The following is a 26,177-nucleotide window of genomic DNA, read 5'->3' on the forward strand; positions in this document are numbered from 1 at the left end:
CTATACCTCTCTATTCTAATATTCCATCTAAAGCAAGATTAACTTCTAAAACATTAACCACCTCTTCACCAAATATCCCAAACATTCTTCCTTTAGTATATTTATCAATTATTTTTTTTACTTCTTGAGTATCTAGGTTACGTGCTTTAGCTATTCTCTCAACTTGATACTGAGCGGCAGCAACTGATATATGAGGATCTAATCCACTACCTGAACATGTTACTAAATCAACAGGAATAGCCTCCTCTTTCACAGTTGGATTGGCCTTTCTAATCCTTTCAACCCTTTCTTTTACAAGCGCTTCATATTCTTCACTTGCTGGACTTAAATTTGATGGAGTTGCATACATTAAAGCGTTTCCCTCATCATCAGTAAAAGTTTCTGTATCAATATTCATTATACGCCCCCACAAATATTCATCACCTGTAAATTGTTGTGCTAACAAAATACTGCCATACTTCTTGCCATCAATTTCTATAATACTACCATTTGCTTTCTCTTTAAATAATACTTGTGATATTCCTGTCATTACTAAAGGATATACTAACCCACAAAGTACCGTAAAAACTATTATGCAAATAAAAGCCTTTTTTGCTACCTTCATTATAACTACCTCCTATACTATTCCAAGAGCTGTAATAATTACATCAATAATCTTAATTGCAATAAATGGAGCTATAATTCCTCCAATTCCATAAACTAATAAATTTCTTGATAAAAGCTTACTCGCTGGAACTTCTCTATATTTAACCCCCTTTAATGCAAGAGGTATTAAGGCTACTATAATTAAAGCATTATATATAACAGCAGAGAAGATTGCACTTTCTGGACTTGCTAATCTCATTATGTTTAATTTATCTAATTGAGGATAAAGTCCAATAAATAATGGTGGTATTATTGCAAAGTATTTAGCAATATCATTTGCAATACTAAAAGTAGTAAGAGCACCTCTAGTCATAAGCAACTGCTTACCTATACGAACAATATCAATTAACTTAGTTGGAGATGAATCCAAATCCACCATATTTCCTGCTTCTTTAGCAGCTTGAGTACCAGTATTCATAGCAACTGCCACATCAGCTTGCGCTAATGCTGGTGCATCATTTGTTCCATCACCAGTCATGGCAACTAAATGACCTTGCTTTTGGAAATCTTTAATCATATTAAGTTTTCCTTCTGGAGTAGCTTCAGCTAAAAAATCATCAACTCCTGCCTCAGCTGCTATTGCTGCCGCTGTAAGAGGGTTATCACCTGTAATCATTATTGTTTTAATTCCCATTTTTCTTAAATCTGCAAACTTTTCTTTAACCCCCTTCTTAACTATATCTTTTAAATGTACTATTCCTAATACCCTACCATTTTTAGCTACAACTAATGGAGTACCTCCAACATTAGCTATTTTTCTTACTTCTTCATCACATTCCTTAGAGAAGGAGCCGCCTTTTTCTTCTACATATCTCTTAATTGCATCTGCAGCACCTTTTCTTACTTCATTTCCAGAGAAATCTACTCCACTCATTCTTGTTTTAGCTGTAAATGGTATGAATGTAGCTTTTAATTCAGTCATATTACGTTCTCTAATTCCAAACTTTTCTTTGGCTAATATAACTATACTTCTTCCTTCTGGTGTTTCATCTGCTAATGATGCTAATTGAGCTGCATCAGCTAATTCTCTTTTATCAATACCATCAACCGGTACAAACTCACTAGCTTGCCTATTCCCTAATGTAATAGTTCCTGTCTTATCTAACATTAAAATATCAACATCTCCAGCAGCCTCTATTGCTCTACCACTCATAGCTAAAACATTCGCTTGATTTAGTCTACTCATTCCTGCAATACCTATAGCTGATAGCAATGCCCCTATTGTTGTTGGCGCTAAACATACTAATAATGCTAGTAACACTGTTACAGAAGTATTATTTTCTACACCTGCTTGAAGAAAGGAGAACTTTGAATAAGAATATAACGAAACAGTTACAGTTAAAAATATAATTGTTAATGCAACAAGTAATATTTGAAGAGCTATTTCATTAGGAGTTTTCTTTCTAGCCGCGCCTTCTACCATAGCTATCATTTTATCCATAAAACCTTCACCTGGATCATTACTAACCTTAATAACAATCCAATCTGATGTAACAGTTGTACCGCCAGTTACTGCACTTCTATCCCCTCCACTTTCACGAATTACTGGTGCAGATTCACCTGTAATTGCACTTTCATCTACTGATGCTGCTCCTTCTATAACATCACCATCTGCTGGGATTTGTTCTCCAGCATGAACAATAATTAAATCACCTTTTCTTAATTCTGATGAATTAACTTTAGTAACTTTAGATTTATCAGTAACAGAATCTATCTTACTAGCTAAAACATCCTTTTTTGAAGCACGTAAGGAATCTGCTTGAGCTTTCCCCCTACCTTCTGCAATAGCTTCTGCAAAGTTAGCAAAGATAACAGTAAACCAAAGTAATATTGCAATTCCTAATATAAAACTAGGCGAATTATCTTTTATTCCAAATAGAGATATAGTATATAATATTGATGATAGTATTGAAGCTATATAAACTATAAACATTACTGGATTTTGAATTTGAACTTTAGGATTTAACTTAATAAATGAATCCTTAATAGCTCTTTTCATCATACTTTTATTAACTAGGAATTTTTCTTTCTTCATCTCTTACTCCCTCCTTCTACGCAATCATTTGAAAGAACTCTGCTATTGGACCTAACGCAAGTGCAGGGAAAAAACTTAATGCTCCAACTAAAAGAACTACAAATATTAATAATCCTATAAACAAAGCATTATGAGTTGATAATGTTCCTACACTAACTGCTACTTTTTTCTTTTGAACCAAAGAACCTGCAATTGCAAGTGTACCAATTAATGGTACAAACCTAGCAAATAACATTACAATACCTATTGTTATATTTATAAACGGTGTATTAGCTCCAAATCCAGCAAAGGCTGATCCATTATTGCCTCCTGCAGATGAATAAGCATAAAGCATTTCAGAAAATCCATGAGCTCCTTCATTATTTAAGCTTTCTACTACTTGAGGAACTAATGAAGCTATTCCACTACTAACAAGTATTGCTATTGGTGTAGCAAGACAAACTAACATTGCCATTTTCATTTCATAAGGATCTATCTTCTTTCCTAAGTACTCTGGCGTCCTACCTACCATAAGACCTGCAATAAATACTGCTACTATAGCAAATGCAAGCATGCCATATAAACCACATCCAACTCCCCCAAATATAACTTCTCCAAGTTGCATTTGAAGCATTGTTATCATACCTCCTAATGGAGTATAGCTATCATGCATTGAATTAACCGATCCATTTGAAGCAGCTGTAGTAAATGTAGCCCAAGTACTTGAAGTCGCAATACCAAACCTACTTTCTTTTCCTTCCATATTGCCACCAGCTTGTCCTACTGGTGAAACATCAACCATTCCCGCTTGAACAAGCTGAGGTGTTGCGTTGGCTTCACTTACCGCAACAATAGAAAGTGCTACAACCAACATAATAAACATTGCTAAGAATATTGCTCTTCCTTGTTTTTTATCTTTTATACTTCTACCAAATGAAAAACATAAAGCTGCTGGTATTAAAAGTAATGAAATCATCTCTAACATATTAGAAAATATTGTTGGATTTTCTAATGGATGTGCTGAGTTAACTCCAAAGAATCCTCCTCCATTTGTACCCAATTGTTTTATAGCTATTTGGCTAGCTGCAGGACCTTGTGGTATTACCTGCTTAGTAATTACAGTTCCATCTTCTAACTCTATTGGTTGTACTAATTGTACTTCTTCATAAGAATTAAGATTTTGAACAACTCCTTGAGATGCTAATCCAAGGGTAACAACTATAGAAAGCGGTATTAAAACATACAGTATACTTCTAGTTAGATCCACCCAGAAACTTCCGATTCCTTTTTCTTTAACTCTTGTAAAACCTCTAATTAAAGCAAAAAGTACTGCAATACCAGTTGCTGCTGATACAAAGTTTTGAACAGTTAAACCTAACATTTGAGTTAGATAACTTAACCCACTTTCACCTGAATAGGCTTGCCAGTTTGTGTTAGTTACAAAGCTTGATGTTGTATTAAATGCCAAGTGAGCTGTTGTGCCATCAACGCCTTCTGGATTAAGTGGCAAAACTCCTTGTAAAACATTTAATAAGAATAAAATTATAAATCCAAATATACTAAATGAAACTACTGATACCGCATACTTCTTCCACGTCATATCTTCTTTCTTATCTATTCTCATTATTTTATATATAAAATTTTCTACAGGTACTAATACTTTAGATAAAAATACTTTTTCTCCATCCATAACTTTGCTTATATATTTTCCAAGTGGAATTGCTAATGCCACTAGAATAACTAAGTATAACCCATATTGTAATACTGCATTCATTATTCATTATCCCCCTTTAATAAAATGTAAAAAAGATATATAAATAGCACTAAGGCTACTATACCTATTAATTTGATAATAATTTCCACGAATTCATCCTCCTCTCTTACGAGGTTAATTATAGATAAAAAGATATAAAGATAGTGTTAGAGTTATTAGCACTAGTATTAAGATTGTATAAAGATAAAAAAGTAAGAAGAATTATTATTCTCCTTACTTTGTATAAGTTTAAGTATTTAAAATTTAAATCAAAAAAGAGGATACTTTTAGTATCCTCATAATATGTGTAACTTATTATTTTATTTCCTTCCAAAGGCTAGCTGCACTTACTGGATTCCAATCATCTTGAGATGTATGTCCTTGTAAACATTTATACTTTTTATCACTATAGTTTACTTTATCACCCACAGCATATTCTATACCATCTCCAGACCATTCGGCTATACTACTATCTGACAAAGTAGCTGATGCAGCTAAACTATCATCTACCTTAACAGCTAACTCCTTTGTAACAGTGTTTCCTTCATCGTCTTTAACTGTTAACACATATTCATATTCACCCTTTACCTTGTTTGACATTATATTTTCTTTTAACCCTTCATCGACATCCTCTTTAGAAGATACCAACTGACCATTTTCTGTTAGTGTATAGTCTACAGATTTTACTCCCTCACATAATTCTACTACAACTACATAATTCCCATCTTCACTTACTTCTTTATCCGCAGATATATTTACCTTATCCTCTGTAAGTGTACTTTTATCCCCACATCCTACTAATGCTAATGATAATCCCACTAATATCATACTTATTACTTTCTTTTTCATTGACCACTATCTCCTCTCTAGTACTATACCTTTATCATTTCCAAATTACTACCTGATTTCTCTTTAAACTCTCTTTAACATCTATAATTCTTTGATTTGAAGATCCCCTAAACAATAAACCTTCCTCTTTCTTATCTTCTTCAAATTGACCATCAACTAGTACATCTAAAGTATTAATTAACCTTCTCCATTCTGGCTTTTCATTAAAATGACTTACTATGAACTCATAAGTATATCCTGTATAGCTCCATATATTTAGACCATGCTTCTTAAAAACTTCCCCCATGTATGCAAATTCTTCTGGCCTTTCAAAAGGATCGCCACCACTAAATGTAACACCTTTTATCATTGGATTACCTAAAACATCCTTTATTAATTCATCCATGTCTTTTTCTTCTCCGCCATCAAAGCTATGAGTATCAGGATTAAAGCATCCCTTACAATTATGCCTACATCCTTGAGAAAAGAATACTCTCCTCATCCCAGGTCCATTTACTAAACTTTCGTATGCTATCCCAGCTAATCTTATTGTATTACCCACCAAAACCCCTTCTCTCTATAGATATTTCTACATTTATTATATCACCAATTATAATCACACAATATCTATTTAGATAAATATCCTTCTAACCAATCTATAAATTGTGTAGCAGATCTTGGTGACCTACCATTATGCCACTTTTCCCACTTTAGGGCTTCTCTATGAACATATTCCTTATCTATATCTAATCCCCTAAGATCTACTAGACCATCTATAATCTTTAAAAACTCTTTTTGATCAGGAGTAAAGAAACTAATTGTAATACCAAACCTATCTGATAGAGATAACTTTTCTTCCATTGTATCCTTTGAGTTTATCTCTTCCCTATCAGCAAACTTTTCAACAATTAAATGTCTCCTATTAGTTGTAGCATAAATTATTATATTATCAGGTTTATTTTCTACTCTTCCTTCTAATATTGTCTTTAAAGCAGAGTAGCTATCTTCATTTTCATCAAAAACCAAATCATCAACAAAAATAATAAACTTTTGCTTCTTATCTTTTAACAATCTAATAATTCTAGTAAAATCTCTTAATTGATCTTTATCAACTTCTATTAACCTTAATCCATCCATATAAAATTCGTTAAGTACAGCTTTTACTGTAGATGACTTTCCTGTTCCTCTAGCTCCATATAACAATAAATTATTAGCAGGAAGACCCTTTAAAAAACTCTTTGTATTATCGATTATTTCCTTCTTTTGAGTTTCATAACCTATTAATTCAGATATATTTATTGGGTCAGGCTCTAAAATTTCTCTTAAGTGACCTTCATTATCATCATGAAACCTTTCCCAAACAAAGGCTTTATAAGCTGTGCTTCTTCCTGTTCCATTCTTTATATGAAAGTTCTTTATCTTATCTATTTTATTACCCCAATTATTTTCACACATCAGAATATGCTTTAGTTTTTCTATATCCATTTCTGTTTTTGCTATGTACTTATCTTCATTTAAATTCCATCCTATAAGCGAATCTATAGTACTTACTGAATCAAATTTATTTAATAAGATACTCTTAATATCATTGCTAGTAACATTTGCTATGTCACATAACAAGTTTAGTTCATTAAATATGCCATCTTCAGTAAAACTAGGTACCTCTCCAAAATTACTTAAAGATTGATTAAATGGATTTGAGCTTAATAGCATGTCATCTATTATAACTTCCTTAAATGATAATATTCTATTAACCTTAAATAATTCAAATGTAAATTCATTATATGCCTTTACACACTCCTCAATCTTAGAGTTATCACACAACTTATCAACAAGCTTTCTAAATTTATCCCCAACTTTCTCTTCAAATATCCCCTTATACACACAAAGAGAATTTAAATTTAATTTAATAATTTCTTCCTTATTCATTTTTAGCCCCACTTTCTATTTTTTGTATATACTACTATTTTATCACAACAAAAAAGAAGGAATCTTACATATGTAAAATTCCTTCTAATCTTTTATAAAACTAGTTTTTTTGTGCAATACTCTTCTATAGCATTAGCAACGATTTTTGCATTTGCTACAGCTTCAACAACGGTTTTAGCTCCAGTTACTACATCTCCTGACCCAAATACACCATCTCTAGTTGTATGCCCTTGTTCATCAGTTACTAATAGTCCCCATTTATTTGTTTCTAAGCTTTCTGTATGAGAAACTATATTATTCTTAGGCGCTTGACTTACAGCTATTATTGTAGAGTCGCACTCAAAGAATTCCTCCTCATCTTCCAATATCTTAGTTTGTACTCTTCCATCTTCACCTTTAATATTTTCAGTTCTAACTAATTTAACTCCTTCTTCAGTTATTTCTAAAGGAGCTACAAAATGTTTAAACTTAATATCATCTTCTTTAGCTTCTCTTATTTCATCACCTGTTGCTGGCATATCCTCTTCACCTTTTCTATAAAGGATATATACTTCATCAGCACCATTTCTTTTGGCAACTCTAGCAGCATCCATAGCTACATTTCCTGCCCCTATTACAGCTACTCTTTTCCCTAATCTATATACATTTGGAGACTTTAAATAATCTATTGCATAATGAACATTTCCTAATGTTTCACCTTTTATATTTAAAGTTTTTGGGTTCCATACTCCTGTTCCAATAAATATAGCTTTATATCCATCACTAAATAGTTTATCAATAGTTATAACAGGACCAATTAAGGTATTTGGTCTTATTACAACACCTGAATCTAAAAGTCTCTCTTCAATTTTATCTATCATTTTATTTGGCAATCTATATTCAGGAATTCCATATCTTAAAACTCCTCCAATCTTTTCATGAGCATCAAATAAAGTTACTTTATATCCTTTTTGTGAAAGTATAAATGCTATTGTTATTCCCGCAGGACCTCCACCAACTATAGCAACTCTATCCTTTATCTTAGGAGTATTTTCTATCTCCATTTCTTCTAAGTATTTAGTAGAAATCTCTGTTTCTATATCGTGAAATCTTACCGGTTCATCTTTAATACCTTTTATACAATATCCTCTACACTGATCTTCATGAGGACATACTATTGAACATACTAAAGATAATGGATTATTTTTAAATAGAACTTCTCCTGCTTCCTTTAACTTCCCTTCCTTATAAAGCGCTATTACTTCTGGAATTGGTGTGCTTATAGGACAATGTTGCTTACATCTTGGATTCTTGCATGACAAGCATCTATTTGCCTCATCTAAATATAACATTTCTCTTGTACCTCTCTTCATTCTTATCTAATAGTTTGTTATTTCATCATATATAATATTACAAATAAAGACAAGAGTAAAAATTTCACTATATTTATAATCTAATTAACTGACCATAGATTTTCTTAGATAATTGCGAAATGAACTCATTACTCCCCCTTGGTCATAATAGATATTATATATGGTCTATTAGCATATACAACAACTACATCATGATTATATGCTCCATTTATAACTATCTTATATGCCACCTTCACGGAAATATATTTTAATATTTTAACCTTATCCCAACTTGTTTATTAAAGACTCCCTCTATCAACTATATTAAAATAAAAGACCATTGAATATATAATACATCCCTTATCTATTTGAGAAAGGATGTATTAATATCAATAGTCATTAAAAATTGTACTAATTACTATGTTTTACGTAATTAAGTCTTCCACCTAAATTAATTACATCAATTTCTTTTTCTGTTAAATTAACCGTAACCTCAAATTCTATTCCTTTAGTAACATTTTTAATCTTAACAGTTCCAGTCTCTAAAGAGCGCTTTACATTATCAATAACTAACTCATCAACTAAATCTATGCTATTATAATCACTTTCTTCTTTAAATTCCATAGGAATTATACCATTATTAATTAAGTTAGCTTTATGAATTCTAGCAAACGATCTAGCAATTACAGCTTTTACTCCAAGGTATAATGGAGCTAATGCAGCATGTTCTCTAGAAGAACCTTGTCCATAATTATCACCAGCAATTATGAAACCACCGTTATATTCCTTAGCTCTCTTATGAAATTCTACATCTACTGTATTAAAACAGAATTCTGAAAGATATGGAATATTCGATCTAAATGGAAGAAGCTTTGCATTTGAAGGCATTATATGATCTGTTGTTATATTATCCTCAACCTTTATTAATACCTTACCTTCAACACTGTTCCCTAAAGGTTTATTTACTGGGAATGGTTTTATATTTGGTCCTCTTACAACATCAACTTCTGCATTTGTTGGTGCAGGCGCTAATATCATTGAATCATCTATTAAAAATCTTTTAGGCATATCTACTGTTAAATCCACATCTAATTCCGTTGGATCTGTTAAAACTCCTGTTATTGCTGATACTGCTGCTGTTTCAGGACTTACTAAAAATACCTTAGCAGATAGTGTTCCACTTCTACCATAGAAATTTCTATTAAAAGTTCTTAAAGAAACTGCATCTGTTGATGGTGCTTGTCCCATACCTATGCAAGGGCCACAAGAGTTTTCTAGTATTCTTGCACCTGCACTAATAATGTCAGCTAATGCTCCATTTCTAGCTATCATCTCCATAACTTGTCTTGATCCAGGGGCTATTACCAAACTTACATTAGGGTTAACCTTTCTTCCCTTCAGTATTTTAGCAACCTTCATTAAATCTTCATATGAGGAATTTGTGCAACTACCAATTGCTACTTGGTCTACTTTTATCTTTCCAAACTCTTTTACTTCCTTAACATTATCCGGACTATGAGGCCCTGCAGCTAGTGGCACTAATTCATCTAAGTTTATAGTTATTTCATCGTCATATAATGCATCTGCATCAGGTTTGAACTCTATCCAATCTTCTTCTCTTCCTTGAGCCTTAAAAAACTCTAAAGTTCTTTCATCACTTGGGAAAATAGAAGTTGTTGCTCCTAATTCAGCTCCCATATTTGTTATAGTAGCTCTTTGTGGAACTGATAGTGACTTAACACCTTCACCAGCATATTCAAATACTTTTCCAACTCCACCTTTTACAGTTAACTTTCTTAATACTTCTAATATTATATCCTTAGATGCTACCATCTTATTTAACTTACCTTCTAAATTAACCTTGACTACTTTAGGAGTATTTATATTATAGGCTCCTCCCCCCATAGCTAAAGCAACATCTAATCCACCAGCACCCATAGCTAGCATACCAACTCCACCAGCTGTTGGGGTATGACTATCAGATCCAATTAAGGTCTCTGATGGTGTTGAAAATCTTTCTAAAAATACTTGGTGACATATTCCATTACCTGGTTTAGAAAAATACACACCATATTTTGAGGCTACTGTTTGTATAAACTTATGATCATCAGCATTTTCAAATCCTTGTTGCAACATATTGTGATCTACAAATGCTACTGACCTTTTAGTTTTTACCCTATCAATCCCCATTGCTTCTAGTTGTAAATATGCCATTGTTCCTGTTGAATCTTGAGTTAAAGTTTGATCTATTTTAATTGATATTGGTTCCCCTGCCTTTAATTCACCTTCAACAATATGGCTTTTTAATATTTTATATACTAAATTATCGCCCATCTTCTTTCCCCCTTAGTACTTATTGCGATTTAATTATCTTTTTCTGCTAATTGTCTTTTATATTCCTTATATAGCCCAACAATCTCTTTATCAAATAAACTTCTCTTCAATCTAACAGAAGTTGATCTAACCATTTCTAATATAACTGAAGCTTCTTCATTAGTAAGTTCTATATTATATTCTTTAAACTTATTTACTATAGCTGCCTTACCTGAATGCTTTCCTATTACTATTTGTCTTTCAAGACCAACTACACTTGGATCAAAAGCTTCATAATTTTTAGGATTCTTTATCGCTCCATCTGCATGAATACCTGATTCATGAGCAAACATATTTGTACCTACTATGGCCTTCCAAATAGGTAACTCTCTACCTGATGCCTTAGAAACATATTCGGAAATTTCCCTAAACATTGTAGTATCCATGTTCACATCGCAGCCATAGACAAACTTCAAGGCCATAACTACCTCTTCAAGAGCGGCATTTCCTGCTCTTTCTCCTAGTCCATTAACTGTTACCCCTACATGATTAGCCCCCCCTCTTAATCCTGCTATGGCATTTGCAGTTGCCATACCAAAATCATTATGAGTATGCATCTCAATATCTAGCTTTGCATTGTCATGTAGACATTTAATCTCCTCTTCTATTTGGAATGGTCCCATTACGCCCACTGTATCACAATACCTAAATCTATCTGCACCAACTTCCTTTGCAGCCTTCATGAACTTAATTAAAAACTCTCTATCAGCTCTTGATGCATCTTCACCATTAACAGATACATATAAACCATTCTTCTTAGCATATTCTACAGATTTAACCATATTCTCTAGTACCCATTCTCTTGATGTCTTTAACTTATTCTTAATATGAATATCTGAAACTGATATTGATATGGCTACAGCATCTACTCCACAATCTATAGACTCTTGTATATCAGATATGACAGCTCTATTCCAAGCCATTATACTGCTTTTTAAATTTCTCTTTACTATGGATTTAATTGCATTTTTTTCATCTCCACCCATAGTTGGTATACCTACTTCTAATTGATCTACTCCCAAGTCACTTAACATTGTTGCTATTGCTAACTTTTCTTCATTAGCAAATACAACACCGGCAGTTTGCTCTCCATCTCTAAGAGTTGTATCTACCACATAAATTTGTCTTCCATTTTTTAAATCTTTTACTGGCATAATATCCCCCTTTTCTTATTTCTTTGTTATATCCTTTCGATTATCTATATGAAGCCCCAAAAATTAGTGGATATAGCAATTTACTATTTTACCATTTTATTCTATCACACTAAATTATTATTAACAATAGAAAAATAAAGACTTTTGCAAGTTTTGTATAGTTTCAATTCAATATTTTCTATATATTTTTAAATTATCACTAAAACACTACTAATTATTGCAAGATTTATTATAAAAATTGCATTGCAAGAGGTATGGTGGATATTTATTTTGCTTGTGCCGTCGCTTCGCTCTAAGTCACACCAAAACAAAAAGGATGCAACTTAATTGCATCCTTTTCCTACTTATATGTAGACTCGTGTGATTCTGTATGTGTTATTCTGTCGTCCCTTTCATGTGACTTTCCAGACCCGAATCTTTCATCTAAGCTTAAATATCCTGTTACTCTTGAAATTCCTTGTATGTTATTACTTCCACACTTAGGACATGCACACTCATGATTATGCAAAGTTTCTCCACAATCTTTGCAATATCTTATATGAAAATTAACACCAAGATAACTTATATTAGTATTTTTATATGCATAATCAATTATATCTTTTATTGTATCTCCTGTAGGATTATCATCTACCTCTATATAACTGATATGCCCTCCATTACAAAGCTTGTGATAAGGTGCTTCAATATCAATTTTATCTTTAATTGATATTGGGAAACCAACAGGTATATGATAACTATTTGTATAATATTCTTTATCTGTAATCCCCTTTAAAAGCCCAAACATCTTTTGGTCTTGTTTTATAAACTTTCCTGAAAGACCTTCTGCTGGTGTAGCATAACAGCTCCAGTTAAGACGAGTTTTTTCAGTTAATCTATCTATATTACTTCTAAGAAATGTAATTATTTTTTCACCAAGTTCCCTTGAAGCTGGGTCTTCTCCATGATGTTTTCCTGTTAAAGCTACTAAGGTCTCTGCTAAACCTATAAAACCAATTCCCCAAGTTCCTTGTTTTAATATTGGCTCTATAGAATCTTCTCCACTAAGCCCTTCTGCGCCTTTCATCAGATGCTGTCCTGCAACAAAAGGTAGATCTTTAACTCTTAGGTTCTTTAATACTCCATATCTATGCATTAATGCTTCCTCAGCCAAATCAATTCTCTCTTGAAATAATTCAAAGAACTTTTCAATATTACCTTTTGCTTGAATCCCTATTCTAGGTAAGTTTATTGTTGTTGGAGCTATATTTCCTCTACCTTTGCACCCTGGTTCTCCATTAACATTTTTCATTAGATATGTTCTACATCCCATAGTAGCTGGCATATATCCCTGATTATAATACTCCTTATTAAAATCCGCATCAATATTCATAAAAGTAGGGTTCATTCTTTTAGCTGCCACTCTGCAAGCTAATTTATATAAATAGTAATATGGATCTCCTTCTTCCCTATTAACTCCATCTTTTACTCTAAATATAATATTAGGGAATATGGGCTGTTCACCCTTTCCTAATCCTTTTTCATATTCCTCTAAAAATATTTCACACACTAAAGCTGCATCATCACTGTTAGGAATACCTATATTAACAGAACTAAATGGAACTTGAGAGCCCGCTCTAGAGTGCATAGTATTCAAATTAAACACTACCCCTTGCATTGCTTGATGTACTCTTTCTCTAACTTTTTTCTCTAATATGCTTTCTATTCTTTCACTTGGAACTCCCAATTCTTCTAATTCCTTTTTTATCTCTTTTCTTGTTGGTTCAACAAATATGCCTAAATCATTATCAAAATCTGGATGAGATTGACCTCCAAACATATCATTTTGTGTTGATTGTAAAAGTATGCATGATAATTCTGCTGCTGTTTCTATTCTTTTAGGTGAGTTTATTGTTCCATATCCTGTATTGAAGCCTTTTTCTAACACTTCTCTAGTAGGAATATGAAGACAATTTGTAGTTAAATTATAACTATCTAAATCATGATAATATAAATCTCCTGTTTCATGAGCCTTTGCTAATTTCTTAGGCATACTAGCTAATGTATGCCATTTATTTGATTCAGATGCTATTCTTAAAAGCTTAGAACTAAAATTATTTCCTACATTTGCATTATCTCTATCTGTTTCAACTCCTATTTGTTGAATTGCTTTCATTAAATCAGATTTAATTTCTCTAATCTTTGTTCTCTCATTTCTATAAGTTGAATAGGATATAGCGATATTTTCATGGCCACTATCTCTTAATGCTTTTTCAACTAAATTTTGAATTTCTTCTACAGATATACTTTTTTTCTCTGTCATTTCTATGTAATTTATAACCTTTTGCACACAGTCAAACACCTGATTAGTCTTTAAGCTTACTCCCTCTTCAGTAGCTGCTTTCTTTATAGCATTGGATATCTTATCGATATTAAACTCAACTGTTCTACCATCCCTTTTAACTACATATAGCATTGTTCATTCCCCTTTCATACAATATATTGTGCCTATCACCTTTATAATTATACTTTATTAAATCTTACACTTCAATATTCCACAATTTTCAATTTCATCAAAATACCTTCATTTAGTATACTATTTGTCCACTTATCTTCACTTTTTATTTGTTTGTATTATTTTTCTAATAAATGAATAAACTAGTACTATACCTATTTTTATTTTTGTTAAGGAGGTAATGATGAAAAAAAGATTAGCAATAATAATAATAACAACTTTACTAGGAAGTTGCCTTTATGGTTGTAATAAAAAAGAAGCAGTTAATTCTACTAATGTAATCGAAAGCAAATATTCTTTCCCTTATACAGGAGAAGAATGTGATCAAACTTCTATAAACAATACTCCTTTTATGGTTATGGTAGAAAACTCACCATCTGCTCGTCCACAAAGCGGCCTGTCACAAGCAGATATTATTTATGAAACCTCTGCCGAAGGTGGTATTCCAAGATTCATGGCTTTATTCCATAGCCAATCACCTTCCATAATTGGTCCAGTTAGAAGCGTTAGGCCTTACTATATAACACTTTCTAGAGAAAATTCACTGCCTTTTGCTCATTGCGGTGGGTCTTTGGATGCATTAAATGAAATCAAACAAGATAATTCTATAATGAGTATAAATGAGATATCTAAAGAACATTACTTTTGGAGAGACTCTACACGAAAAGCTCCTCACAACCTATATACATCATCTGAGAAGATACGCAGTTTTATATCTACTACTAATTGGGATGTAAAATCAAAAAACTTCTCTACATTTGATAACGAATATTATAACAGCAATGATTACAAAACATGTGATAACATTTTAATAACTATTAATAACCATTATAATACTTCCTACACTTATAATAATAATGTTTATACTAAATACATGGATGGTGAAAAGGCATGGGATATGGCATATGAATCTCCACTTGAATTTTCCAATGTAATAATACAAAAGACTGATATAAAATTGGGGGAAGACGGATTGCATCTTGATATAAACATGATTGGTGAAGGAGATGGTCTTCTATTAAGTAACGGAAAAATTTTAGATATCAAATGGAAGAAATACAGTGAACTATCTGAAACAAAAATATATGATATGAACGGAAATGAACTCCCTCTTGCCACTGGCAAAACTATTTGGCATATTGTAGATAATAAAACTAGCATAAAATATTAAAATAAAAGAATCTCGCTTTTGCGAGATTCTTATTATCTTCCTACCTTTTTCTTTTTCTTCTCCATATATAGCATTCTATCTGCACAAGAAAATATTTCATCCTTTTCTATATTTGAATCAATACTTATTGTTGCTAATCCATATGTAAATCCTATTTTTATATTTTCTGAACTCATGGTTAGAATATCGTTTATACCAGATAGCTTTTCTTTTACATCTTCAACCGTTGATTGCCTAAATATTATTACAAACTCATCTCCTGACATTCTTGCATAAGTATCATTTTTCTCAAGACATTTTCTCATTGCAGCTGCCATTTTAACTAAGGCTTCATCACCAGCCCTGTGTCCAAATGTATCATTTATAACTTTAAAATCATCTAAGTCAATAATTGCAAGAACACTTTCTATACCATTCTTCTTAACTTCATTTAATTCATCTTCAAATATTTGATTAAAGCTTCTCCTGTTATAAAGTCCTGTTAGTTCATCATGAGTTGCTATATGCTTTAATTTGTCTTGCGTCAAAAAGTTTTTAATTTCCACTTCTAATTCATGCTTTATATACCTTAATAATTTTATATCCTCATCTGTAAACTTATAGCTTCCCTCATCAGAATATATATTTATAACTCCTATAAGCTTGCCATCAGAACTTATTGGAGAAACTAATATATATTCGTTCTTATACCCTAAACTTGATTTCAAAATAGCAATATCTTTACAACCATTATATTTGTATAAAGCTAACTCTTCCTTAGGTAAAGGACTCAAACTAATATCACTATTAAATCCTCTTATGGTCTTATAATGAAATAATCTATCTTCCTCCTGAATCAATATGCTACCCTTATTCCCTTTTTGAATAACATTGAGTGCTGTTGTTAAGATTAAATCATAAACCTCTTGCTTACTCTTTATTAATTGAATCTTATCACCTAATATACATATTTCTTTTCTTATTCTATCTGATTCACTTATTCTATTCCTTAACTCTTTTATCTTTAATGCCTGTACTATTAGAATACTAAATACTGTAATGAGATAGATAGTAACAAAAAAATTACTTTTCATAACTCCCCCACTTATGTAGCATATTATATAAATTATATTACTTTTTATTATGTTGGTACAGTTTTTTAATTCTTATTTTATTATTGAATAACCTTATCACTTTTGATATAGTTAACTATATCAATAGTGATAAGGTTTAAGAAAATTACATATATTATCTATATAAATATTAGGAGGTTTTTTATATGCAAAAGATAGGTATAATTACAGATAGTGCTTCAGACATAACAAATGACATTATAGAAAAATATAATATAAAAGTTGCACCTTTTAGAATAATATATTCAGGTAAAGAATATGAGGATAAAGTTGATATAACTCCTGAAGAAGTATACTCTTCCTTACACAAGGAGATTCCTACAACTTCTTTACCAAATGTAAAAAGAATAAATGAGATATTAGATGAATTTGAAAAGGAAGGATACACTCATGTTATATCCATAAATATTTCTAGTGCCCTTTCTGGTACTAGTAATTCTATTAGGTTAGTGCTTGAAGACCATCCTAAATTAACTTCATTTGTATTTGATACAAAAACTTTAACAATGGCAGAAGGTTGCTTAGTTATTGAAGCTGCAAAACTAGTTGAAGAAGGAAAGACCTTTGAAGAAATCGTATCTATATTACCAACCCTAAGACCTAAAGTTCAATGTTATTTTACACTTAATACATTAGAATACTTGAAAAAGGGCGGAAGAATTGGTAAGGTATCTGGAACAATAGGAGAAATTTTAAGCCTTAAACCAATTATAGAAGTTGGTGATGATGGTGTTTACAATACTTATGCAAAAGTAAGAGGAAGAAAACAATCTCTTACAAAGCTACGAAAAATATTAGATAGTTACTTAGAAAAAGGCAAATGTAATGTTTGGGTTCTTCATGGTCATTCCGAGGAAGACTGCAAAGATCTTTACAATTCCTTTAAGGATTTAGATAATATAAATAACATAGAAACTGGTTCAATTGGTCCTGCTCTTGGAGTTCATACAGGTCCTGGTCTAGTAGGTTTCATAGTTCAAGAGGTAGAATAAATCAATGAATGATTTATCCTCTATGAGTCCTCAAGAGATAAAAGCTGCAGAAAAACAACTGTACGAAGAATACAAACAAAAGGTTGCTCAACTAAAGAAGGTTCAAAAAGAAAAAGAAGCTGTAGGTCAGGTCTTTACAAAAGGACTTCTCCCTATATATGTTCTTTATATCTTAAGTCTTGGCCCTTCAAACGGAAATGATATAGCCCATAAAATAGGTGAAAGAACTGGTGGTTTATGGATTCCTAGTACAGGAGGTATCTACCCTCTTCTAAAAAAATTAGAGAAGCAGGATTTAATTATTGGAGAATGGGATGATCTAGACAAGAAATTTCAAAAGATATATACTTTAACCCCAGCAGGAATGTTAGAATTTGAAAATAAAAAACAACTTTTAAGGCCTAAAATTGAAGAAGCATTAAAAGTATTTAAAATAATATATAGAGATATTTATTAGATATACTTTTTATGAGTATATCTTTTCTTTTTACTGCCATCCTAAATATAAGGAGGTAGTAAAATGAGAGGAATAATAATTGATAAGAACTTTTCAGAAGCTTTTGTATGCCTTGAAGATGGTGAAACTATTTCCATTCCATCATCTGAAGTTACAGATTCTAATGTAGGAGATATGATTACATTATCTAATATATCAATTCCTACAAATTATAATTCTAACTCTAATCTAACTAATGAAAAATTACTAGATTTCTTTTAGTTAAAATAAAAAGGTGGAGTGGATATTTATTTTGTTTGTTCTGTGGCTATGCTCTAAGTAATATCAAAACAAATATCCATCCCTTCCATACTAACGGTAAGGAAAATATAGAATTATTATCCTTAATCTTATATTTTCCTAAACATAAAAAAGATGCCTCTTGGCATCTTTTTATTGATTAATCACCACAAGTAATTGCACTTACAGGGCAACTTGCTTGAGCATCTGCAGCTGCATCTTCACAATTTGAAGGAACCTCATCAACAATTACATGAGCCTTTCCATCATCTTGTAATTCAAACACCTCTTCACAAATAGATGGGCATAGTCCACATCCTATACAAGTATCTTGATCTACTACTGCTTTCATTATTAATTCTCCTTCCTATAGGAATTTACATACATAGCTTACCCAAGGAAGAAAAAATTATTACTTTATCTAATATAATCCTTCAAAAATTAAAGAATATAGAGAACTATCTATTACATACTCTTCTGCTTTACCTTCTTCTAAAGCTTCTGTAAATTCTAAATCTATTGGCAATTCACCTAATAATGGTAAACCTAGATATTCAGCATGCTCTTCTGCTGACTTTTTACTAAACACTCTTATTTTTTTATCACACCCTGTACATGTGATATAAGACATGTTTTCAACTACACCTTTTATTTTTATACCTATCTTCTCAGCCATTATTACAACTTTTTTAACTATCATTGACACCATATCTTGAGGTGTAGATACAATTACTAATTCTTTTATAGGGAAATCTTGCATTACTGTTAAGGCTATATCACCTGTTCCTGGTGGCATATCTATTAATAGGTAATCTAAATCACCCCACTCAGTGTCTACATACATTTGATTTAAAACCCCAGTTATTACTGGCCCCCTCCAAATAACAGGTTGGTCTTCAACTTGTGTAACTAAATTCATAGACATAACTTTAATACCTGAATTAGTTTCTACAGGTATAAACTTAACTGTATTCTCATCAATAGGAATTATTTGACCTCTCTTTTGGTTTATTCCAAAAAATCTTGGCATAGAAGGTCCTGTTATATCTGCATCTAATACACCAACAGAATAACCTTTCTTTCTAAGCATTGAAGCCATTATTCCTGTAACAGTAGATTTACCAACTCCACCTTTTCCGCTAATTACTCCTATAACATTCTTTACATTACCATACTTAGGTAAAACCTTAATTGAACATGTTGATGTACCTTGTGAAGAACATGTTCCTTTACTTGGACAATTATCACAACTACTCATTTCCTATTCCTCCATTGTATATTAATTACCATTCATCTGGTTTTTCTCCTGGGTTTCCTATGTATATATCCCAGCTCTTATATTCATAGTTTCCTACTACATAATAGGTTTCATAAACTTTATCCTTTTTATTATCTACAGTTATTACAGTTCTAAATTTCTTTGAACTATAACCCTTATTCTTTACACTTATTACAGTATCAAATTCTTCCGAATTATTATTAATCAGCTTTGTACCAGCAACGACTTTATCTAAGTTTTTTTCAAACTTTTTTAAATCAACAGAAAACATATATTTTAGACAATCTACGTCTCCAGTTATATCTATACCTACCTTATTATCACCTTTTGATAATTCATTCTTTTTTAATTCTAATACCTGCAATATAGAATTATAGTAAATATCCTCAAAGTCTCTTGGTTTTCTTATAAAGGATAAATTTTGAGTTATACTATCGTCTAGACTTTTTGAAACAAGATAAGAGTTATTTTCATCATAAAAGTTTCCTACGCCTCTTTCATCTACACTAACTACATAGTTGTAGGACTTAACTTCATCTCCCATATATATTTCAAATACATAGTCTGGGTCAAGTGATGTTTTTTCATCCTTAATATTTCCCTTTGAAAGTATCTTATATATATTTTGTATTGCGCTCTGATCATTTACAATAAATCTAAAACCAGCATCTCTTGAACTTTGAATAATTATTTTATCTACCTTATTTTGAAGTAAATAATCAAAATCAGTATTTTTTAATCCAACCTTTACTAAAGCAGTATCTATTAGACCACAACCCGTTAAAGAGATACATATAATTATAAATACAGACACTAGGGCAAATCTATACTTCTTCACTTTCCTTTTTTCTCTCCTTTTGTTTTTGAATAAAATATATAGCTAATCCAAATATGAATGTAAAAATAGCTATAAATTGTGATGTGGATAAAACTCCAACATTTCCTCTTGGATCATTTCGTAAAAATTCTATTAGGAATCTTCCTACACTATATATAATAACATATAAGGAGAAAATATGTCCGTCTACCCTATTCCTTTTCGAGTACCATATAAGAAAAGCTGCTAAGGCAAAATCAAAAATAGCAGAATATACTTGTGTTGGATATAAGGATACCCCTGCCGGCGCTAAAGCTCCTTCTGGGAATATTACGCCAAACTTGCCTGTGTTTTCAGCCCCATAACAACATCCTGCTAGAAAACATCCTATTCTTCCGAACCCTTGTGCTAATGCTACTCCTGGAACAATACAATCAAATATCTTCACAGTATTCCACTTATTCTTTCTACAATAAATGTATATAGATAATGCCCCTAGTATAATAGCTCCATATATAACAAAGCCTTCACCAAAATTTAATAAAATAGATGGATCTTTAATTATATTTTTAAATTCAGTTATTATAAATAACAACTTACCACCTAGGACACCACATATAACCGCTATTACAATTAGGTTAAATACCTTGTCTTCATCATACCCTAACTTTTCGGCTCTCTTTGTAAACATATATCCAGCTATAATTACACCTATGGCAATCATAAGACCATAACTGTAGACATTATGTCCAAAAACTTCAAATAAAACTAACCTCATGACTCCTCCTTACTTTATAATCTAATAAATTAGGAGAAGCTTAATAGCTTCTCCTAATATTTAAATTATAATACTTTAAGTTATTAATGGCAAATTCTTATTTCTTTTGTACATTAATGCTTGATACTATTACATCATATATAGCATTCATATTATCTTTATATGATCCTTTTTTTGCTGTGAAAGCAAACTTACCAACCTTTGTATCATCTAACCTTAAGTAATAATTTGTATTTATAAAAGAATACCCATTCTCTACCTTAGTTGTATATTCTAATTTAATTCCCTTGTAACCATTACAACTATAATTTTCAATATTCTCATTACTATGCTTAAGGGCAAGGTTATCTATATCTTTTTGTGCTAATACCTTCACATCTTCTTCAGTACTCAATAGTTCTACATATCCCATTATATTTTTTTCTTCGCTATTAAACTCTGCTTGATAAAGTTTATATGAGTTATTCGCTTTTTCTTTGACCACCCAAGTTTCTGGTATAGAATATGAATATCCCTGATCCTTCATTGAAAATTCCTCTAAAGAGCTTATATCATTATCTAATAAAGCTACCTGTTTAAAATTATCATTGAAGAATCTTTGAGAAAAAATTAATATTATTACTAGAATTACTAATATAGCAGTCATTAATAATTGCTTTTTTTTCATTTAATCAAGTTATCCTACTTCATTGGAACTACAACTGTTGAATTCTTATAATCGTAGAACATTAACCAACAACCTTCTTTATCTTTGTCACCACTCATCCAAGTAACAAAACCTGTCTTTCCAGCATAAGGTTGTTCATCTTTATCCTTCTTTCCAGGAACCCCGTAAACTATATACTTTAGGTTTCCTTTTTCATCACATTTATAGCCAAGCATGAAATAGCCATACTTCTTGATATATGGATAGTAGTTTAACATTGGATAATATGCTATTGTATACTTATTATAATTAGATATATTGCACATATCATCTAGGCTCTTAATATTAACTTTATACCATTTACAATACTTAATTTCCTTAAACTTATTTTTAACCTCTTCAAAGTCTTTAATAATATTCTCAAAGAATTCACCTAGTGAACCTCTCATTTCAAAATCATATGGATCTAATTCCTTTTCTTCTACTATTTGTGCTTCATATTCATCAAACCTATATTCTTCTGATTCTATTTGATCTCTCTTTTTACAAACTCCCATGCAGCCCATATTCTCTGTATACTTTTGATCACAATAGTTTATATTTTCACACTTATCTTCTTTTTCTTCTTTATGATGATCATCTTTGCATTCATCATGTTTTTCTTTCTTTTTAACTTCTTCATGATGGTCTTTATCGTTATCCTTCATTTCATCCTTGCACTTATCCTTCATTTCGTCCTTAGACTTATCTTCATGATGGTCTTTATGTTCTTTTTCTTCATGATGCTCTTTATGTTCAGGCTCTACACACTTAACTTCTTCAACCTTTTTTACTTCTTCTTTTACTTCCTTTTTTACCTCTTTTTTAACTTCCTTAACTTCTTTTACTTCTATATCCTCTTTGTTCTTGTCAATATGCTTTAACACCTTGCATTTTTTCCAACTATCCCCTACATTCTCACCATTCATAAATCCATACATTAAATATGTAAGTTCTCCACCTACATACTTACATATTGCAGCACCAGAAACCTTATCATAAGAAAAATCTAAGCCTGCAATATTATTTACATAATACTCTTTAGAAGCTTCTCCTTTTCCTATATCACTAATCTCCAATACTCCTAAATCTACTATTTGCTTCATATCTTTCTTATAACATATAAGTAAGATAGAATACTTTTCTTCTTTCTTTAAGTTTTGCGCATAGAAAGATATCTTGCACTTATCCCCTTTAGCTTCTATTTTTGCATAACCTGACAAGGCTTTTTCACCTGAAGCAGCATGAGTTTTCTCATCCTCCTGTAAAATTATAAAGTTTCTATACAATTTATTATGTGCCAAACGCCTATTCCCTCCACATATATTACTTCAATACATTATATGCTTAGCGGTTCTTATTATTCCTTTGTAAGTATTCCTAAAAAAATAAAGGTAGATGTATTTATCTACCTTTAAAGCATTAACTATTTCTTATATTAATTATATTATCAGACAACAAAGCAAATTCATGTAGTGATAAAGTTTCCCCTCTTCTCTTTTGATCTATCTCCGATAATTCAAAAGCCTTCTCTATTTCTTCTTTTTTCATCCCTAAGAACTTAACTGCATTCCACATAGTCTTTCTTCTCATATTGAATGCATTTCTAATTATTTCAAACATAAGTTTTTCATCTTTAACTTCTACTCTCTTTTCAGATAATTTATCTAATCTTATTACTATTGAATCTACCTTTGGTCTTGGTATAAAACTTCCTGGAGATACCTTTCTTACTATTTTAGTATCACAATAATATTGAACAAGTAATGATAGAGCACCATATTCTTTACAATTAGGTTCTGCATTTATTCTTTCTGCCACTTCCTTTTGAATCATTATAGTTAAAGACTTAAAATTATAATTATCCTTAAGTAATTTAACTATTATTGGAGTAGTAACATAATAAGGTAAGTTTGCAACTAGCTTAACACTATTCTCATGACCAATAATCTCATTAAAATCAACTTTTAATGCATCCTTATGTATAAGTGTAAAGTTTTCATACTGTCCAAGTTCTTCTTTAAGTATTGGGATTAAGTCATTATCTAACTCAATGGACACAACCTTCTTTGCCCTACCTATTAACTGTGCAGTTAATGAACCTACCCCTGGACCTATTTCTATTATTAAATCATCTTTATTTACTTCTGCACCCTCTACTATATCAGTTAATACCGAATCATCTATTAAGAAGTTTTGACCTAGACTTTTTGAGAACTTAAAATTATATTTCTTTACTAAGTCTTGTGTTTTATAATCTTTTATATCCATTTACTATTCTCCTAATTGTTCTTCTATTTTTTTAATAGCGTCCATAAATTCTTCTGGAGTTATGCCATAATTATTTAATCTAGAAATCATTTGATTTGCATTTCCATATCCTATGCCCAACTCTTTACCAAGTATTATTCTTCTCTTTTTAGAGTCTCCAACTCCTGTTAACTTAAATCTAAACATATCTTTCATATCGAAAAATTCTCTTTTTTCCTCTAGTGTAACTTTTGCATTTTCAAGTGCTTTGATTATAGTTTCTGGACTAGCATTTTCCACACCAATATCTCCATCTTTAAGTCCATCTTCTTGGGCAATATATGCATGCTTTACCCCTTTTACTCTTTTTGATATTATACTTCTAATCTTTTCTCCAGCAAAGTCAGGGTCTGTAAGTACTATTACTCCCTTCCTCTTTTGAGCTTCTTTTATTCTTTCTATAATCTTTGCATTTATACCAAACCCACTAGTTGCAATAATTTCTGCATCTACAGCTTTTTTCACTGCTGTTATATCGTCTCTTCCTTCTACAACTATAACTTCTTTAATCAAATTGTTTCTTCCTTTCACTTAAACCTATATTTAATTTACATATATATATGTATTATGTCAAATTTCTAAAAAAATAAGAGATAACTTTCCGTTATCTCTTAAAATTAATTACCATTCACCTGGATAAGCAATTACTAATACTTCAACATTATACTTTCTTCCCCAAGCTTTACATTGACTTGAAGAATTAAAGTAAACATCAATAATATTTCCTTTAATTGCACCACCAGTATCTGCAGCTATAGCATAACCATAACCTTTTACCCAAACCTTACTTCCAAGTGGAATAACTCTTGGGTCTACTGCAATTGTACTTAATCCTCCTGGATTATATACTGGTGTTCTTCCTGTAGCTGTTTTTCCATGTCCAGAGTATGCTGTTGATTCCATAAATAATCTTTTCTTTCCTACTATATTACCGCCTCTATTAGCTGTAATGTACGCTCCACCTTTAACTACTAATTGATCTTCGGCAGCCTTGATTGGTTTTTGGCTAACTGCTTCTTTAGAAACAACTTCACCATCATGCTTTACAATCTTATATGTTACTTCCTTTTCACCATTAACGCCCTTACGAGTAACTACCTTATCAGATACGTCTTTAGTATAATCTACTGTAGTCTTTGTGCTATATGGAATTACTTGTGTCTCAACAACTTCCTCTACTGTTACCTGTACCACTTGTACATCCAAGTTGGATTTAATTGGAGTATCTACAGAAGGTGTTACTATATCATCACCTTCTTGATATTCTATGCCTTTTTCTTTAAGCATATCTGTTTCTGCTACTAGCATCTCTCCTATTGTATCCTCAGCTGTTTCTATCTCTAATTCTTGGCCAGCTATAACAACTTTTACTGGTACAGCTTTCTTAATAGTAATTTCTTGGTTTTCTGATACCTTGGATTCTAAGGATGGTTGTACTTTATCCTTAGCACCTAATTCGATGCCTTGATTTTCCAACACATCTTTAACAGTCCCTTTATATGTGACAAATGTTTCATTACTTCCGTCTATACTTATATTTACTGTCTTTCTCATGCTGACAACTGTCATAGTTAAAATTACTGCTAAAGCAGTTAATCCTAACAAAATCTTTGCCTTCGGACCGTTAGAAAAACTTCTCTTTAAGTGTTCTTTAAATTTTTCTACCATTTATTTCCCTCCCTTGGCAAGAGCGTCTTTTGAATTATATATCAAATCTGCACTAATTGTCAAATTTCATACTCTTGCTACTAATGAACATACATAAAATGCACCCTGTGC

Annotated in this window: 24 protein-coding genes; 4 read left to right on the forward strand and 20 right to left on the reverse strand. The window is 31.4% G+C overall.

What is annotated here, in order from left to right; genetic code table 11:
• Positions 1 to 10 precede the first annotated feature (10 nt).
• From kdpC to nrdD, 10 genes are all read right to left on the reverse strand, one after another.
• Entirely contained in the window at positions 11 to 604 is a 594-nt protein-coding gene (gene kdpC / locus DR024_RS15030) for a potassium-transporting ATPase subunit KdpC (RefSeq protein WP_027098536.1), read from the reverse strand.
• Between the two features lie 12 nt (positions 605 to 616).
• Positions 617 to 2,680 carry a potassium-transporting ATPase subunit KdpB gene (kdpB, locus tag DR024_RS15035; protein WP_111919104.1) on the reverse strand — a complete coding sequence of 688 codons (2,064 nt, stop codon included), beginning with the start codon at positions 2,678 to 2,680 and terminating at the stop codon, positions 617 to 619.
• A gap of 16 nt (positions 2,681 to 2,696) precedes the next feature.
• Complete coding sequence (gene kdpA / locus DR024_RS15040) at positions 2,697 to 4,436, reverse strand: potassium-transporting ATPase subunit KdpA (protein WP_027098538.1); 1,740 nt, start codon at positions 4,434 to 4,436, stop codon at positions 2,697 to 2,699.
• A gap of 291 nt (positions 4,437 to 4,727) precedes the next feature.
• Positions 4,728 to 5,261, reverse strand: a complete 534-nt coding sequence (locus DR024_RS15045; RefSeq protein WP_055184250.1) for a carbohydrate-binding protein — start codon at positions 5,259 to 5,261, stop codon at positions 4,728 to 4,730.
• 34 nt (positions 5,262 to 5,295) lie between these two features.
• Positions 5,296 to 5,802: an anaerobic ribonucleoside-triphosphate reductase activating protein gene (gene nrdG / locus DR024_RS15050; RefSeq protein ID WP_034866447.1), complete on the reverse strand. Its 507-nt coding sequence runs from the start codon at positions 5,800 to 5,802 to the stop codon at positions 5,296 to 5,298.
• Positions 5,803 to 5,867: 65 nt separating this feature from the next.
• Positions 5,868 to 7,169: an ATP-binding protein gene (locus DR024_RS15055; protein ID WP_034866450.1), complete on the reverse strand. Its 1,302-nt coding sequence runs from the start codon at positions 7,167 to 7,169 to the stop codon at positions 5,868 to 5,870.
• Between the two features lie 92 nt (positions 7,170 to 7,261).
• Entirely contained in the window at positions 7,262 to 8,521 is a 1,260-nt protein-coding gene (locus tag DR024_RS15060; protein ID WP_242829718.1) for an NAD(P)-dependent oxidoreductase, read from the reverse strand.
• A gap of 390 nt (positions 8,522 to 8,911) precedes the next feature.
• Positions 8,912 to 10,834 carry an aconitate hydratase gene (locus tag DR024_RS15065; protein WP_099328422.1) on the reverse strand — a complete coding sequence of 641 codons (1,923 nt, stop codon included), beginning with the start codon at positions 10,832 to 10,834 and terminating at the stop codon, positions 8,912 to 8,914.
• Between the two features lie 29 nt (positions 10,835 to 10,863).
• The gene (nifV, locus tag DR024_RS15070) at positions 10,864 to 12,027 is read right to left on the reverse strand and encodes a homocitrate synthase (protein WP_055184256.1); all 1,164 of its coding nucleotides are present in this window, start codon (positions 12,025 to 12,027) and stop codon (positions 10,864 to 10,866) included.
• A 340-nt stretch (positions 12,028 to 12,367) separates the two neighbouring features.
• Positions 12,368 to 14,479, reverse strand: coding sequence for an anaerobic ribonucleoside-triphosphate reductase (gene nrdD, locus DR024_RS15075; RefSeq protein ID WP_111919106.1), 2,112 nt, complete (start codon positions 14,477 to 14,479; stop codon positions 12,368 to 12,370).
• Between the two features lie 223 nt (positions 14,480 to 14,702).
• Between nrdD and DR024_RS15080 the strand changes: the two genes are divergently transcribed.
• Entirely contained in the window at positions 14,703 to 15,689 is a 987-nt protein-coding gene (locus tag DR024_RS15080) for a DUF3048 domain-containing protein (protein ID WP_027098545.1), read from the forward strand.
• A gap of 32 nt (positions 15,690 to 15,721) precedes the next feature.
• Here the strand turns inward: DR024_RS15080 and DR024_RS15085 are convergent, their stop codons facing one another.
• Positions 15,722 to 16,762 carry a sensor domain-containing diguanylate cyclase gene (locus DR024_RS15085; protein ID WP_027098546.1) on the reverse strand — a complete coding sequence of 347 codons (1,041 nt, stop codon included), beginning with the start codon at positions 16,760 to 16,762 and terminating at the stop codon, positions 15,722 to 15,724.
• Positions 16,763 to 16,947: 185 nt separating this feature from the next.
• On the opposite strand from DR024_RS15085, the gene DR024_RS15090 reads away from it, so the two are divergent.
• The 3 genes from DR024_RS15090 (at position 16,948) to DR024_RS15100 (ending at position 18,511) form a co-directional block, all read left to right on the forward strand.
• Positions 16,948 to 17,793 (forward strand): DegV family protein, encoded by an 846-nt coding sequence (locus DR024_RS15090; protein ID WP_027098547.1) that lies wholly within the window; start codon positions 16,948 to 16,950, stop codon positions 17,791 to 17,793.
• Positions 17,794 to 17,797: 4 nt separating this feature from the next.
• Complete coding sequence (locus tag DR024_RS15095) at positions 17,798 to 18,250, forward strand: PadR family transcriptional regulator (RefSeq protein WP_027098548.1); 453 nt, start codon at positions 17,798 to 17,800, stop codon at positions 18,248 to 18,250.
• 63 nt (positions 18,251 to 18,313) lie between these two features.
• A complete protein-coding gene (locus DR024_RS15100; protein WP_027098549.1) occupies positions 18,314 to 18,511 on the forward strand; it encodes a hypothetical protein in 198 nt (65 codons plus the stop codon).
• Positions 18,512 to 18,689: 178 nt separating this feature from the next.
• On the opposite strand, the gene DR024_RS15105 is transcribed toward DR024_RS15100, so the two are convergent.
• From DR024_RS15105 to DR024_RS15145, 9 genes are all read right to left on the reverse strand, one after another.
• Entirely contained in the window at positions 18,690 to 18,881 is a 192-nt protein-coding gene (locus DR024_RS15105) for a ferredoxin (protein WP_027098550.1), read from the reverse strand.
• Positions 18,882 to 18,950: 69 nt separating this feature from the next.
• Positions 18,951 to 19,787 (reverse strand): Mrp/NBP35 family ATP-binding protein, encoded by an 837-nt coding sequence (locus DR024_RS15110; protein ID WP_055184260.1) that lies wholly within the window; start codon positions 19,785 to 19,787, stop codon positions 18,951 to 18,953.
• Between the two features lie 25 nt (positions 19,788 to 19,812).
• Positions 19,813 to 20,646, reverse strand: a complete 834-nt coding sequence (locus DR024_RS15115) for a YhfM domain-containing protein (RefSeq protein WP_027098552.1) — start codon at positions 20,644 to 20,646, stop codon at positions 19,813 to 19,815.
• Positions 20,633 to 21,403 carry a prolipoprotein diacylglyceryl transferase gene (locus DR024_RS15120; RefSeq protein WP_099328419.1) on the reverse strand — a complete coding sequence of 257 codons (771 nt, stop codon included), beginning with the start codon at positions 21,401 to 21,403 and terminating at the stop codon, positions 20,633 to 20,635. Before DR024_RS15120 ends, DR024_RS15115 begins: the two co-directional genes overlap by 14 nt.
• Before the next feature lie 97 nt (positions 21,404 to 21,500).
• Positions 21,501 to 22,070 carry a hypothetical protein gene (locus DR024_RS15125; RefSeq protein ID WP_027098554.1) on the reverse strand — a complete coding sequence of 190 codons (570 nt, stop codon included), beginning with the start codon at positions 22,068 to 22,070 and terminating at the stop codon, positions 21,501 to 21,503.
• 14 nt (positions 22,071 to 22,084) lie between these two features.
• Positions 22,085 to 23,392, reverse strand: a complete 1,308-nt coding sequence (locus tag DR024_RS15130) for a hypothetical protein (RefSeq protein WP_027098555.1) — start codon at positions 23,390 to 23,392, stop codon at positions 22,085 to 22,087.
• A 118-nt stretch (positions 23,393 to 23,510) separates the two neighbouring features.
• Complete coding sequence (gene rsmA / locus DR024_RS15135; protein ID WP_027098556.1) at positions 23,511 to 24,359, reverse strand: 16S rRNA (adenine(1518)-N(6)/adenine(1519)-N(6))-dimethyltransferase RsmA; 849 nt, start codon at positions 24,357 to 24,359, stop codon at positions 23,511 to 23,513.
• A gap of 3 nt (positions 24,360 to 24,362) precedes the next feature.
• Positions 24,363 to 24,911, reverse strand: coding sequence for a ribonuclease M5 (gene rnmV / locus DR024_RS15140; RefSeq protein WP_027098557.1), 549 nt, complete (start codon positions 24,909 to 24,911; stop codon positions 24,363 to 24,365).
• Positions 24,912 to 25,019: 108 nt separating this feature from the next.
• Positions 25,020 to 26,066 (reverse strand): 3D domain-containing protein, encoded by a 1,047-nt coding sequence (locus DR024_RS15145; protein ID WP_027098558.1) that lies wholly within the window; start codon positions 26,064 to 26,066, stop codon positions 25,020 to 25,022.
• Between the last annotated feature and the right edge of the window lie 111 nt (positions 26,067 to 26,177).

Origin of the sequence: Clostridium paraputrificum, assembly GCF_900447045.1 — a bacterium.
Lineage (GTDB): Bacteria > Bacillota > Clostridia > Clostridiales > Clostridiaceae > Clostridium > Clostridium paraputrificum.